The 13,860-nt window shown below is 55.4% G+C and carries 12 protein-coding genes and 3 tRNA genes; 4 read left to right on the top strand and 11 right to left on the bottom strand.

Annotated elements, in window-relative coordinates:
* Nucleotides 1-63: 63 nt before the first annotated feature.
* The 3 genes from JW953_09795 to JW953_09785 are packed head-to-tail and all read right to left on the bottom strand — an operon-like array spanning nt 64 to nt 6,034.
* A complete protein-coding gene (locus JW953_09795; protein MBN1992983.1) occupies nt 64-2,835 on the bottom strand; it encodes a glycosyltransferase family 39 protein in 2,772 nt (923 codons plus the stop codon).
* Nucleotides 2,836-2,850: 15 nt separating this feature from the next.
* Nucleotides 2,851-5,304 carry a phospholipid carrier-dependent glycosyltransferase gene (locus JW953_09790; GenBank protein MBN1992982.1) on the bottom strand — a complete coding sequence of 818 codons (2,454 nt, stop codon included), beginning with the start codon at nt 5,302-5,304 and terminating at the stop codon, nt 2,851-2,853.
* On the bottom strand, nt 5,294-6,034 hold the full coding sequence (locus JW953_09785; GenBank protein ID MBN1992981.1) for a pentapeptide repeat-containing protein: 741 nt from the start codon (nt 6,032-6,034) through the stop codon (nt 5,294-5,296). The genes JW953_09790 and JW953_09785 overlap by 11 nt, the downstream gene beginning before the upstream one ends.
* Nucleotides 6,035-6,236: 202 nt before the next feature.
* Between JW953_09785 and JW953_09780 the strand changes: the two genes are divergently transcribed.
* Nucleotides 6,237-6,980, top strand: coding sequence for a glycosyltransferase family 2 protein (locus tag JW953_09780; protein MBN1992980.1), 744 nt, complete (start codon nt 6,237-6,239; stop codon nt 6,978-6,980).
* Complete coding sequence (locus JW953_09775) at nt 6,970-8,382, top strand: SH3 domain-containing protein (protein MBN1992979.1); 1,413 nt, start codon at nt 6,970-6,972, stop codon at nt 8,380-8,382. Before JW953_09780 ends, JW953_09775 begins: the two co-directional genes overlap by 11 nt.
* A 70-nt stretch (nt 8,383-8,452) precedes the next feature.
* Here the strand turns inward: JW953_09775 and JW953_09770 are convergent.
* From JW953_09770 to JW953_09755, 4 genes are all read right to left on the bottom strand, one after another.
* A tRNA-Ile gene (locus JW953_09770) sits at nt 8,453-8,525 on the bottom strand.
* Between the two features lie 58 nt (nt 8,526-8,583).
* Nucleotides 8,584-8,654 (bottom strand) — tRNA-Gly (locus JW953_09765).
* A gap of 6 nt (nt 8,655-8,660) precedes the next feature.
* Entirely contained in the window at nt 8,661-9,065 is a 405-nt protein-coding gene (locus JW953_09760) for a response regulator (protein ID MBN1992978.1), read from the bottom strand.
* 25 nt (nt 9,066-9,090) lie between these two features.
* Nucleotides 9,091-9,165: transfer RNA gene (locus tag JW953_09755), tRNA-Pro, on the bottom strand.
* A gap of 218 nt (nt 9,166-9,383) precedes the next feature.
* Between JW953_09755 and JW953_09750 the strand changes: the two genes are divergently transcribed.
* Nucleotides 9,384-10,271 carry a GNAT family N-acetyltransferase gene (locus JW953_09750; GenBank protein MBN1992977.1) on the top strand — a complete coding sequence of 296 codons (888 nt, stop codon included), beginning with the start codon at nt 9,384-9,386 and terminating at the stop codon, nt 10,269-10,271.
* A 103-nt stretch (nt 10,272-10,374) separates the two neighbouring features.
* Entirely contained in the window at nt 10,375-10,944 is a 570-nt protein-coding gene (locus JW953_09745; protein ID MBN1992976.1) for a GNAT family N-acetyltransferase, read from the top strand.
* A 40-nt stretch (nt 10,945-10,984) separates the two neighbouring features.
* Here the strand turns inward: JW953_09745 and JW953_09740 are convergent, their stop codons facing one another.
* From JW953_09740 to JW953_09725, 4 genes are all read right to left on the bottom strand, one after another.
* Nucleotides 10,985-11,659 (bottom strand): ribonuclease HII, encoded by a 675-nt coding sequence (locus JW953_09740; GenBank protein MBN1992975.1) that lies wholly within the window; start codon nt 11,657-11,659, stop codon nt 10,985-10,987.
* A gap of 66 nt (nt 11,660-11,725) precedes the next feature.
* Nucleotides 11,726-12,097, bottom strand: coding sequence for a 50S ribosomal protein L19 (rplS, locus tag JW953_09735; protein MBN1992974.1), 372 nt, complete (start codon nt 12,095-12,097; stop codon nt 11,726-11,728).
* Nucleotides 12,098-12,239: 142 nt separating this feature from the next.
* Nucleotides 12,240-13,037 (bottom strand): tRNA (guanosine(37)-N1)-methyltransferase TrmD, encoded by a 798-nt coding sequence (trmD, locus tag JW953_09730; protein ID MBN1992973.1) that lies wholly within the window; start codon nt 13,035-13,037, stop codon nt 12,240-12,242.
* A gap of 41 nt (nt 13,038-13,078) precedes the next feature.
* The gene (locus JW953_09725) at nt 13,079-13,837 is read right to left on the bottom strand and encodes a hypothetical protein (protein ID MBN1992972.1); all 759 of its coding nucleotides are present in this window, start codon (nt 13,835-13,837) and stop codon (nt 13,079-13,081) included.
* Nucleotides 13,838-13,860: the final 23 nt, after the last annotated feature.

Below are 13,860 nucleotides of genomic sequence, written 5' to 3'. Positions count from 1 at the left end.
CTGTTGTTTTACGCTGCTTTAGGCAAGATCTCATACGGCACGGGCAGCACCCTTTCCGGTTGATTATTTTACCGCAACCTGGGGTAACTCCACAAAATCCCCGCCGGAGGATACCGGCAAGCGCCGGCCGGTAGGAGCGTGGTAAAGGCCGGCGATGAGGCGGTAACTTCCAGGAGAAAGATCAGCCGGGAGGGCCAGGGGGTAAGTATCGGCCAGGGTTTCGCCGGGGAGCCAGGTGGTGGTGGGGGCGGCTCCGGCCAGGGGCGGCGCGTCAACCTGGGCCGCCACCTGCCCGGCATGATTGAGCAGTTGCACAAATACGGTGTAGTCCAGGTCCATTTCGGCCCCGGCTTGCCATACCAGGGTGAGGGTCAGCGTGTCGCCCGGCGCAGCTTGGGCGGCGGGCAGATTGTAGCCCAGTAATTTGATTTGGGCCGCATCGCCAAAAGAGATGTCCAGCGGGCGATCAACGGCGGGAACATCAAATTGGCGGGGCCGGGTTTCCAACTCAATTTGAGTTAGAACGGTTTCCGCCTCAACCCGTCCATCCGGCAAAACAAGCGCCACGGCCAGTTCTGCTATTTGACCCGCCAGCCGGGGGCTGGTAGGCAGGTGGTACACGGCCCGCCGCACCTGGCCTTGCTGCCAGGAAGCAAGCGGGCCAATCGAGGCGGCCAGCGGATAATCGGCGGAAACAACTTTATCGCCGCTGCGCAAACTCAGCCGGACAATGGAATCCGGGTTGGCAAGTTCTTTGGCCTGCCAGTACAGCCAGAGCCACATTTCCTGGCCGGGCTGTATTTTGGGGGGCGATATATAACCTGCTAAAGTTAAGTTACCCATAATGCGTCGGCCAAGGTTGGGAATAGATAAAGCTTCAAGGGGGGGGCTGATTTGGGCCGGGCCAACGGCAAAACCGGAGAGTATGACTGGCTGGCCAAGAGATTGGCCGGAAACGGGATTATAGACCACCAGTTGCAGCGTATAATCGCCGGGTGGGACGTCGGGCGGAAGCCACAGGCTGCGCCGATCGGTGAGGGGTTGGTGAGGTGGCCAGGCCGAGGTGGGGGCAATGGCGGTGAGAGGCGGCCAGTCGCTCTGGGTGAAGATGTCGCCGCGGGCGTTGCTCAACCGGAGAGATAATTGGTAATCATTGGCCAGCGGGGCCTCGGTCTGCCAGGTCAACGCCAGAGGCAGCAGGTCGCCTGCGGCCGTGGGTTCATCCGGCCAGGCGATATGGAGCAACTTTGGCCCCCGGCCAGACGCATCGGCAAAAAGAACATTAAGGGTTTTTTGCCGGTTGGTAACAGCCTGAGTGGCGTACAAGGCTAACCGTTTGCGGCCCAGCCAACTGTGCCAGGCCGGGTGGGCGTGTTCGGCCAACCAGCCTTCCAGTATGGGGTCAAGGTGCATGCCGTAGGGCGTGTACCAGAGGCGTTGGTGTTTGGCGGCGATGCCGGCCAAAATTTGCCGGGCTTCGTCGCCTGTCGGGCGCTGCTGTTGGTGGTGGGGGGAGATGTTAAAGGGATAGTATACCGGCAGGCTGCCGTGATAATAATAATTAAAAGCGTGTTCCCCGCCGTCGCCGGTGAGGAGAACGGCGTCACCGGGCCGGCCAAAATCCTGAACGGTTTGGGCCACGGCCCGCCAGTTGGGTTTAGCGTAAACGGGGTCATAATAATGATGATAAAGAACCCAGCCGTTAAGGCCAATGAGCGCAAGCAGCAACAGGATGGCGCTGAATTTGGCTAACCGGGCCGGCAGGCGGGAATGCCGCTGCCGCCGTTTTCCAAAACGGGAAATCAGGGAAGGCAGGCCGTCGGCTACGGCTAAAACGCCAACGGCAATAGTCAATAAATAGCCAACCTGCACCAGGATGAGATAGCGTTCGTAATAAACCGTGGTGCGGAATTCGCCGTAGAGCCAGGCGGCCAGGTTGGGGGCAAGGGTGTAAGCGGCCAAAAAGGCCAGCATCTCCGGGCCGCGCCAGCTTCCCCACCGGCGGCGGGTCGCGTAAAACAGGCCCAGCAGGTAGGCGGCCACAAAAACAAGGGCAAGGGGGATGGCCTGGGGGCGGGGCGCCAGTTCATTCAGGCTGTAGGCTACGGCGCTGCGGAGGTAAGTGTCCCAGAGCGTGGGCTGCTCGATCCAGTTGAGGTAACTTTGCAGCAGGTTGCCGCCCAGAATGAGCCAGGGCAGTTGGAGCAGCAGCACAACTACAAGCGTAGCGCCCCAATCCAGGTAAACGCGCCGGTGGCGCTGCCAGGTGAGCAGCAAAAAGAGGCCCTGGATGCCAATGAGCACCACGCCGTGATAGTGGGTCATAATGGCCCACACCGTGCCTATAATGTAAACGATGCGCCAGCGCCGGCCGCCGCGCCGGTACAGGTTGGCAAACCCCCACATGCTCATCACCGAGGCGGCGGTGAGGGCGCTGTACATCCGCGCCTCCTGGGAATGCCAAATTTGATAAGGGGAGACGGCCATTAAGAGGGCGGCCAGCAGCCCCAGCCGGTCATCGCCCAAGGCCCGGCCCAGGCGATAGGTGAAGGGCACGGCCAAAACGCCAAACAACAACGAGTAAAAACGCATGGCGTATTCGCTATCGCCCACCAGCCAGGCCCAATAAATGGTGGAAGGATGGTAAAAGGGCGGCAGAGGTTCTACGGTTTTGAGCAGGTGCCATAACTGAGCGGGGGAGAGGTTGGCAAAATAAACGCTCCAGGCTTCATCAATCCAGTAACTCTGGAAATCAAGGCGATAGGCTCGCAGCAAAAAAGCCAGCAACACCAGGCCCAGGATGATCAGTTTTTGAGGGACGGTTGGCAGTTTCATTTTTTGTTTGACATTTTACCGTTCAACAGTAATGAAACCTAAATCAATAAAATCGCTTCCGCCGACGATGGACAGTCGCTCGCCGGTGGTCGGGTGATACAAGCCGGTAATCAGGCGATAGTCGCCAGGGGTGAGGTCAGGGGGTAAGGGCAGGGCGTGGCGGACGATGACCGGCCGGCCGGGTTGCCAGGTGGAAGTAGGGCTGTAGCCGCCGTTGGGCGGGTTGTCGTGCTGGGCCGCTAACGCGCCATCGGCAGCCAGCAGTTGCAGGAAAAGGTTATAGTCTGTTTGCGGTTGGGCCAAGGGCAGCCAGATAAATTCCACGGGCAGGGCCTGTCCTGGCCGGAGCGCCTCAAGCAAAACGACTTCAACCAATTGTATTTCCTCATTGCCCAGAGTAATTTTGAGGGGGCGAATGATTTTAGGCTTTTGCGTGGCAAAACGCACCAAACGCACGCTTTCGTCAAGCCATTCGTCGCCGGCTTTGAACACGTTGGCGGCCAGCCAGCGTTCGGCGGCGTTATCCGGCGCGGCGGGTTGAAAGCCAATGGTCACCAGCCACACATTTGGCCCGGCAGTGGCATGGCTTAAAAGCGACAGGGCGGTTTGCGGCGGGGGCCACGTTTGCCGGGCCAGGCCGATCAGAGGGATTTTGGCCTTAAAACGGTTCATCGGCACGTGGTAGTGGTTTTGGGCTACGGTGACAATTTGGTCGCCGGCGGCCTTGTTGGCGGCGGCAGTGTAAAGGGCGCGGGTGTAAGCGTCGTTGGGCGGGCCGAATTGTTGGTCGGTGCGGTAGTAGCGAGTCAGGAGCAGGTAGCAGAGGAGCAGGGGTGCAAGGCAACAAAGTAGCAGGGTAACCGGGGGCAGAGAATAGGGAATAGGAAATAGGGTGGTAGTAGGGCCGGGCCGGGATACGGTTTCAACGGTTGCTGGTCGTTGGTCATTGGTCGTTGGTCGTTGGTTGTTGACCATCTGCCGCCATAAAAACCAGCCGGAAAACACAAGCAGCCCCAAGCTCAAGCCAAAAGCCAGCCCGTCAAAACCCCCCGGCTGCCACCAGACCACGTCGGAGTTGGTCAGGGACCAGGTTTCAAGTTGGCCCACAATCTGGCTATAACGAAAGTTATAAAGCGCCGCCGTATTTTCCAGAAAAAATTCTCCGCCAAAATCTTTTTGCAGACGGGCCAGAAAAACCCAGGGGTTGATGGCTAGGCCCAGGAATTGGATAAAAACCGAAAGCGGCAATAAAGCGTAAAACGTAAACCGCCAAACTTGCGCTCTGGCTTCAACCCCCTTTGCCACAATCGGGGCCAGGCTAAGCCCAAAGAAGGGGATCACCGGCACCAAAAAACGGCTGCCCCATGAGAGGCCCTCGCCGGAGGACCAGGCGGAAAAAAGGCCAATGGTGACGCCGACAAGGCCGGCCATAAGCCAGGCCTCGGCGGGCCGGGTTTTGCGCAAAAACCACCAGCCGGGCACACTCAGAAGCAAAATGGGGCTGTAGGCAAAAAGGCCACGCAAGGGGCTAAAGAGCAATTTATAAAGTCCCAGGAGAATATTGGGCGAAAAGAGGGTCAGATCGTAGCCGGTTTGCAAAGGGTTGCCGGAGCGAACAGCATTGTAACCTAATAGAATAGCCCCAGGAATAGCCATAGCCAGGATAAATACTGAGAGAGGAGAGAGGAGAGGGGAGAGGGGAAAGGGGAAAATCGTTGATGGGTTGCCCTGTGGATTTGCTGCTCCGCCCATTTGCTGCTGTGCCGATTGCCCAAATTGCCAATCTAATCCTCGCCATACCACCCAAGATAAATATAGGCCAAAAACCGGCAAAACAAAAAGATTGTTGGCGCGGGCGACCACGGCAAAACCGGCGGCCAGCCCGGCCAGGGCTATATGACGCAGCCCGCCCTCCTGACGATAGGCAAATAGCATGTAAGCGGCTAACAATAATAAAAAGCCGGCCAGCGGCTCGCTGAAAAGATATTTGGCGTAAACGGCGGCAATTGTGGCCAGGCCAAAGGTAAGCGCGGTAACAAGGGCGGTGAGGGTGGAAAACTTCAGGCGGTGGAGAAACATAAAAATGAGCAGGCCGGTAGCGGCAATGACCCAAGCGTTGAGCAAAGAAACGGTTTGCAGCATGCCAATTCCCGGCAAATGCAACGCCAGCCAGTACAGTGGCGCTTGGGCCAGCGAAAGCGCCAGCCCCTTTTTGGAGTAAACGTGGTCATCTTTGCCAAAAAAGCCCTGGGCCTCGGACTGGCTGGTGGTCCATTGGATCCAGGCGATTTGATCAATGTTAAACCGGCCCAATTTGGCCATGTTCTCGGTCACGGCATACATGGCCACTTCGTCAATGGAGTGGAAGCCGCCCCGGTAGGTAAAAAGATAAACGGCAAACAAAAACAGGCCCAGGCTCAAGGCCAGGGCGCGGCGCCTGTTTTTGCCCGCTTTTAAGTCAGGCTGCATAAATTGAACCGTCGGGCAGGATCAATCCTTCTAAACCGGCCGCCTGCTCTAACTGCTCCCGGCTCACCTGGGCCCCGGTCAAATTGGCCCAATTCAATTGGGCTTCGCTCAAATCGGCCCCGGTCAGGTTGACCTCACGCAGGTCGGTGCCGCTCAGGTTAGCCTGGCGCAAAATAGCCTCCTCCAGATTGGCAAATCTCAGTTTGGCTTCGCGCAGGTCGGCGTGGCTCAAATCGGTTGAGGCTAAATTGGCTTCGCTCAAATTGGCCTCGTTCAGATTGGCCGAGATCAGGCAGGCGCGGCCCAGGTTGGCTGCGTTCAGGTTAACCCAACTGAGTTGCGCCTCGTATAATTTTGCCCAACTCAAATCGGCCCAACTGAGAATGGCCTCATTTAGATTGATCTCAAACATTTTGGCCCGAGACAGGTTGACCTCGATCATGTTGGCCTGCGAAAGATCGGCTTCATTAAGGGTGGCGCCTACCAATTTGGCCCAATTCAGGTTACTTTCGCTTAAGGTAGCGCCGGTCAAATTGGCGCCATTCAACGTAGCTTCGCTTAAGTTGCACCTTTGCAGATTGGCCTCAAGCAGTTTCACTTTGCTGAAGTTGGCCCGCTGAAAATTGGCATCGCTCAGATTAACGCCGTACAATACAAAACCGGCCAGGTCTACGCCCCTAAAATCGCGCTGCCCGGCGTGATATTGGCCCATAAGTTCTCGGATGTCCACAGGTGTTTGCTCCCCGGAGGCGGCAGATTTGGTGCTTCTGACCAGCTATTATAGCAAAGGCCGGCAGAGATGACCAGTTCAGGGGGTGCATATATTTTGCCAAAAGCTAAAGGGACGTGTATCATACTTTTTCCCGCCTGGGTTGATACTTTATTTGTGGAGAAACATTATCAACGGGCCAGAACACATCCCTTTTTTAACCATAGTCATCCCAGCCTACAATGAAGAATCGCGCTTGCCTCGCACCTTAAACCAAGTGGCCGAATTTGTAGAAGCGCAGGCATATTCTACCGAAGTATTGGTGGTGGATGACGGCAGCACGGACCGCACCGCGGCAGTGGTGGCGCAGTTTTCAGCCAAACATCCCTGCATAAAGCTGATTCGGGCCAGGCATGGCGGCAAAGGGCACGCAGTGAAAATGGGCATGCTGCAAGCCAAAGGGGAATACGCCCTTCTATGCGACGCCGACCTGGCCATGCCTATCACGGAACTGCCCAAATTTTTACCGCCCCAACAAAACAGTTACCAGGTAGCCATTGGCTCGCGGGAAGCCCCGGGAGCGGTGCGTTACCATGAGCCGGCCTATCGCCACCTGATGGGGCGAGCTTTTAATTGGCTGGTCAAGGTTTTGGCCGTACCCGGTTTTGAAGATACCCAATGCGGCTTTAAATGTTTTCACCGCTCCGTCATTCGGGACCTCTTTTTACGCCAAACTCTCAACGGTTTCGGCTTTGACGTGGAAATCCTATACCTGGCCCAAAAACAGCGCTATCGCATCATCGAAGTGCCGATCCACTGGTATTATCAAACCGAAAGTAAAGTGCATCCGCTTAAAGATACCGCGCGGATGTTCCGCGATATTATCAAAGTACGTCAAAATGACCGGCAAGGGCTTTACGAACAATCTCCAAGCGCTGTTGACCGGGAGGAAGACGATGCGATATAGAATATTAACCTCACTGCTTCTCCTGGGGTTGCTGCTGACAGCCTCAAGCTGCGCCTCATTTGGCGCAACCTCGGGCCAGCCGGACAAACCTGTCGCCAGTATCACCGCCCCGGAAAACGGGAGCCATTTTAACGTGGGCCAAGCCGTGGTGGTAAAGTTTGGCGCAACCGACATGCCGGGCGTGGCGCAGATGGAAGTGACCATCAACGGCCGGCCGGCCTATGTGGAAACCGTTGCGCCGCCGGTGAACGCCTTTGTGGCCGACTACACCTGGACGCCGGAGAAAAGCGGTAGTTTTGTGATCCAGGCCGTGGCTTTTAGCCTGGACGGCGATTCCAGCGAGCCGGCGCAGGTGGTGGTCACCGTAACCGAAACCGGGGACGACGCCCCGCCCGCGCCTCCGGCCGGGCAAACGCCAATCGCCGGGCCGGCCACGCCCACGCCCCGCCCGGTTGTGCCCACGCCGGCGCCCGCCTCAACCGGCGACCAAGTGGGGCTTAAACCCATTGTCACCGCGTTGGTGGCCTTGAATGTCCGCACCGGGCCAGGCAAAGATTACCCCGTGGTCGGCCGTTTAGCCCAGGGCCAATCCGCCGAGATCACGGGCCAGGATGAAGGCGCTTACTGGTGGCAAATTGTCTTCCCGTCCGATAACGGCAACGGGGGCTGGGTGGCCGCCGGCGGGGAGTTTTCAGAGGCTGTTAACGCCGGCGCGGTGCCGGTAGTGGAAACCCCTCCCCCGCCCGGCAACGCCGGACCTCCGGCTTCGCCCACGCCCGACGCGCTCAAACCAACCATCTACACGTTCACGGCCAACCGCTACACCATCGCTCCCGGCGAAAGTGTCACCTTAAGTTGGGATTTGGCCAATGCCACGGCCGCCTATTTGCGTTACAACAACCTTGAAGAAGGAGTAGTGGCCCCGGGCCATAAAACCGTTTCGCCCGATCAAGACACGGTATATACCCTCATCGCCCGCAACGAGGCCGGCGAAACCACGGCCGAGCTGACCGTCACGGTCGCCGGCCAGGCCCCCACCCCCGTGCCGGTGCTGCGAGACGGCAAAACGCGCCTGGTTCACGCCCAAAGCATAGATTTTGACCAGGGCCTGGTGCAAGACAACGTCGGCCCCGCTTCCGATTTTTATTGGGACTGGCAGCAAAAGCAATTCTTCCCCAAGGGCGGGGCCAGCGGCGCTTTGCTCAGTAAATCCTACGGCGACATTACCCTGCCTGACTGCCTGGCCGCCGCCTATGACCGGCCCATTGACGTGGGCGGCGGCGCTGTTTTGCTGACCGGCTGCTACAAAACCAACGAAGGCCGTTACGGTAAGTTTTACGTGTCTGACTGGGACCTGGGCGGCAATTTGACCGTTGAATGGCTGACGTGGGATTACCCGTAGCCCAAGCGCTTTGGGCCAAATAACTCTGGAATCAAAAACACCCGCTTAAAACGGGTGTTTTCTTTGTTCATGGGCCCTGCAGGATTCGAACCTGCGACCAACCGGTTATGAGCCGGCCGCTCTAACCACTGAGCTAAGGGCCCTTATGTTTGCCTGGTAAAACTAAAGGTCTGACCGACCCTTAGGATCAGGCTTAAACAAAGCGGGCAGCGGGAATCGAACCCGCATGACTAGCTTGGAAGGCTAGGGCTTTACCATTAAGCTATGCCCGCATATTTTTAAGTTGTTAAGATTGCCGGTTTTTTATGATTCAAAGCCGATTTAATATCGTCGTTGATCTCGTAAATATTAATGGGTTTGGCGTAAAACTTATTGGCCCCGGCCTCTTTACATGTCCCGCGCGTTTTGGCGTCGGTAAAGGCCGAGATGACAAAAATTGGCAGGCCGCATGTTTCCGGCCGGCTGCGTAAAACGCGAATGACCTCATCGCCGTTCATCTTTGGCATGCGCACGTCGGTGAGAACAATATCGGGTTTCCAACTGGCGGCTTTTTCAACCCCCTCTTGCCCATTTTCGGCGCAGGTTACCTCATAACCCAATATTTTGAGCATTTGAGACATAGCCACTCGCTGATTCTCGTCATCTTCAATATACAGTACCCGGTGTCGAACGGCGTCGGTCATTGGAAACCCCTTTCCTGGATATTTGTCGGGGTGGGCGGATTCGAACCGCCGACCTCTTACTCCCAAAGCAAGCACTCTAACCGGACTGAGCTACACCCCGCACAAGTTAAAGAACAAAGTTGTCGAATAGTATAATCCAATTTCCGGTAAAAATCAAACTAAGATTTCATTTAACCGGCCCCATAACATTTTTAACCTCGCACCCGGACAGGAACAGAAGGACGGGACAATTTTCCCCTTGCAGTCTTGATTCAAGAATGATATACTTGGGTTAAACTTACGCTAATCCCCGGCAACGTGAAACAACAAAAGGCAGGGATGGACATTAAAATCCGTCCAATCAACACTTTAACCGACTTACGCAGGTGTCATGAGATTCAACGGGCCACCTGGGGTTTTACCGATTTAATGGTATTTCCCTACACCCAGCTCATCTCCGCCGCCCACAACGGCGGCACGCTCCTGGGCGCTTACGACGGCCCCGACCTGGTGGGTTTTGTTTATGGCTACCTGGGCATGTCGGAGGCCAAGTTATACCTCTTTTCCCAACGGATGGGCGTTTTACCCAGTTACCAAAGTAAAGGCATTGGCATGAAGCTAAAGTTGGCCCAACGCGATGCCATGCTGCGCCGGGGCATTGACCTGATTGTGTGGACGTATGATCCGCTGTTGGGCAAAAACGCCAGCCTGAATATTGAAAAATTGGGCGGCATTGTACGCCATTACGCCCGCGACATTTACGGCGCGGTCAGCAACCCCCTCCAGGTGGGCCTGTCCACCGACCGTTTTTTGCTGGAGTGGGAACTGATGAGCGACCGGGTCAGACAGCGAATTCGCAGCAAAGAACTGCGTCCCCTGGCCGAAAATTGGCTCAAAGAAGAAAAGTATAATGTGGTCAACTATGTTACCTGGGAAAGAAATCTCCCTCGTCCCATTGCTTCTGATTTAGAAATGGATGACCCGGTGTTGCTGGTCCAGATTCCCCACGATCTGAATATCATCAAAAAAATGGACCTTGGTCTGGCGCGCGGCTGGCGCGAGTCGACCCGCGATATTTTTGAAACGTATTTTAAACGTGGTTATGTTGTTACCGGCTTTGCGCGCAGTACAGGCTTACAAATTCCCAATATTTACAAAATAGAAAGAACAGTTTTGCCTACCACATCCGACTTCTCTTCCTGGGTGGGAGGGGTAAGGGAAGAGTAAAAACTAAGATTTTCCTGGCCGCCAATTGGTTCTTTCGGAAATTCGTTAATCCAGCAATTTGTGCTATTATTAACGTATCACCCGAAAGAACTTTTTGTTGCCCATGGAAAACGAACTAAAAAACAATACCCTAACCACGCCCCACCGGCATTTGGTTATCAGATTTGCCACCCATGCCGATTTGCCCCAGGTGGCTCACATCGCGCGGGTTACCTGGAATATTACGTACAGCGGCACCATCTCTGCGGAAAATCGGAACGATTTTTTAGAGCGAGCTTATACCCCCGAAAATCTGGCCGGGGCCATTGATGCGCCCGGCCATTGGTTTTACGTGGTTGAGCTAAAAAAAGAGATGATTGGCTTTGGCCATTTTTTGCGCCGTTACCACCCCACCCAGGCCCGCGCCGAACTGGTTCGCCTTTATGTTTTGCCTGAATATCAAAATCTGGGCGTGGGCACGGTGATCCTTAGAACGGGATTTGCCGCGCTGGCCCAGGCCGGCATGGAACAATGTTTTGTGTCGGTTCAGGAAACCAATGCCTCGGCCCGCCGATTTTACGAGCGACACGGCTTTATTTATCACCGCAAGCACGGCCAATTTTTAGGCACCCAAATTGTGGTTCTGGTGCAGTACATTCGCCCCATCACCGCCGCCAATGCTACCGGCGAATGAGAGAAATCTTTTGATTTACAACTGAAGCCGGAAGATTGCCTTAATTATTGTTTGAGAGTGTCAAACATTCCAAAGGCTTGTAGCTGAAACGATGCAGGGGGCAGGGGCCTTGTTTAATTAAAGCCGCGCGGTGAGCCGGAGTGCCATACCCTTTGTGTTGGTCAAACCCATAACCGGGATAAATGTCGCTCAATTCAACCATCAACCGATCCCGGGTTACTTTGGCTATCACCGAAGCGGCCGCTACCGTCAGCGAGAGGTTATCTGCTTTGGGAAAAGCATGTTGGGGCAGCATTACGTCGGGCAGGGTCAGATAATCCAATAAAAGATAATCCGGGGAGAGGCTCAAATTGACCAGCGCCTGCTGCATGGCGTAACGGGTTGCGCCCACCACGTTGTTTTCATCCACCATTGCCGCCGGGGCCATCCCCACCGAAACGGCCAGCGCTGTTTTTTGGATCAAACCAAAGAAAATTTCTCGTCTATTTGGGCCTAATTTTTTGGAATCGTGCAAGCCGGCCAAAGTTTTTGCCACCGCCTCCGGCCGGTCAAATGGCAAAATCACGGCGGCAGCCACCACCGGCCCGGCCCAGGCACCCCGCCCAACTTCGTCCAGACCCGCTACAAAACGATAGCCCTGCTTGAGCAGGGCTATTTCTTTTTGCAGATCAGGAAAAGAGCCATTCGACCTTGGAGATGACCATGATTTATTCATTTCGGTCAAACATCATCCAATCTTAATTTACACGAGCGGTCAACTCCCACACCATCGCCGGCCCATTTACGAAATTCGCTTTTCTTTCAGGCGGGCCGACTTGCCACTCCGATCCCGCAGGAAATAGAGTTTGGCGCGATTCACCTTGGCGTGGCGCAAAACCTCTACCTTTTCGATGCGCGGCGAGTGAAAGAGAAAAGTTCGCTCTACGCCGATGCCGTGGGAGGCAATGCGCCGGACGGTAAAGAGTTTGTTCATCCCACTGCCCTTCATGGCAATCACCACCCCCTGAAAAGCCTGCACCCGCTCCCGGTTGCCTTCAACAATGCGGACGTGGACGTTCACAGTATCGCCAATGCGCAGCTCCGGTCGTTCACCCGGCTGCTTTTCAAGGGATTGATGTTCAACGGATTGGATTAAATCAACTGCATGGGCCATTTTATCTACCTCAATTTGGCAGAAAAAGAGACTTCTTACCAGCCAGAAGTCACTTTCACTTACCAGGAATAATTTTCTGTTTGCTATTGACTAAAAAAATGCTGGCCCTCGCCAGCCACAAAAAGGAATTATAGCATGAACTCTACGAGTCAGACAAATCCAGGTGGGAGTTTGAGAAATCATATCCCAAATCGGCCAGGTAGGCGCGGTCGGCTTCGTTCAGGGCCGCCGTTGCCAGCAGATCAGGCCGGCGGGCCAGGGTGCGGGCCAGGGATTGCTGGCGCTGCCATTTTCGCACGTTGGCGTGGTGGCCGGAGACAAGAATATCGGGCACACTATACCCGCGATATTCCGCCGGGCGGGTGTAGTGAGGGTGTTCCAACAATCCCGCCGAATGAGAATCCTTGTTGGGGGCCTCGGCATCGCCCAATACCCCCGGCACAAGGCGGGTCAACACGTCAACCAGCACCATGGCCGCAATCTCGCCGCCGGAAAGCACATAATCGCCAATAGAGATTTCGTGAGTAACCAGGTATTGCCGCACCCGCTCGTCAACCCCCTCGTAGCGGCCGCAAATCAAAACAAGCCGGGCATACCTCGCCCATTCGCGGGCCATTGTTTGCTTGAGCAGGCGTCCCTGGGGGGTCAACAAAATAAGGGGCGGATAACCCTGGGCCATCAATGGCAAATACCCCTCATTGGGGATGTTAATGCCCAAAATTGCCTCAACCGCATTAAAAATAGGTTCCGGTTTCATAACCATACCACCGCCGCCGCCATAGGGGGTATCGTCGGTGACGTGGTGTTTGCCGGGGGCATAATCGCGGATATTATGGAGGGTTATTGTCACCTGCCCGGCCTGGCGCGCCCGCCCAATAATGGTGGCGTCAAAAACCCCGGCAAACATTTCCGGAAAGAGGGTTAGAATGTCAAAATGAATGGCCTTATGGTTTGGCTGTAACAAACTCATCAAAAAAGAACCTATTTTAGTTTCATTTTGCCCGGCTCAGTGCGAGGAGAGCCCGCTATTTGGATAATGGCCCGCTGCCAGCTATCGCCCTCGGCCTCAAACTTTTCGTGCTGAAAGCGGTGGTCGTGCTTACGAATGAACTCATCGAGTTCCGCTTGCAGCTTGACCAGTTTTTCCCTGGTGATTTCCAGCAAAGTTTCAAAAGTGGCTTTGTCTCTTACCAATTCCAGGGCGCGGCGCAGGTGATATAAACAGAGGCCATCGGACGATTTGAAAGCCTTGAGCATTTTTTCGTCTGTGGTCAACAAATCCACCAGCGTGGTTATGGCCAATGTTTCCAACTCAGCTTCTTGCAAACAAGCCGGGCATGGTTTCTCCGGCTGAAGATTCTTGACCACGGTTTGCGTGGCGGCGCTTGGCCTTTTGCGGTTCAGGGTTTCTTGCATCTGGCTCAGGGAGACGCTCCTGGGGCTATCATAGCCGGCTCTGCTTAACTCTTTTTCCACCTGCCGAATAAAATCCTGGTAGATGATGGCAATGCCCAACCGGGCGCCTCCGCCGGTTTGGGGCAGCAGCCAGGCATGCCGATTACAAAACCCTAACGACGCCCGAAACTGGAGCCGCATGTCCGGGTCGGTGGCTGTGCCGTGCATGCTGGCCATCAGAAAACGAAAACCGATCTCTTCCACCAACCGGCAGAAGGGACAGCCCGGTTCGGCGCAGGCTTCGATGATTTCAAAATAGCTATTGGGAATATGGTCTTTTTTCATCACCCACACCTAACCCGGACAGG

This window comes from Anaerolineae bacterium (assembly GCA_016931895.1).
Lineage (GTDB): Bacteria > Chloroflexota > Anaerolineae > 4572-78 > J111 > JAFGNV01.
Note: the sequence above shows the minus strand (reverse complement) of the source record. Positions and strands in the feature narration are given on the sequence as shown.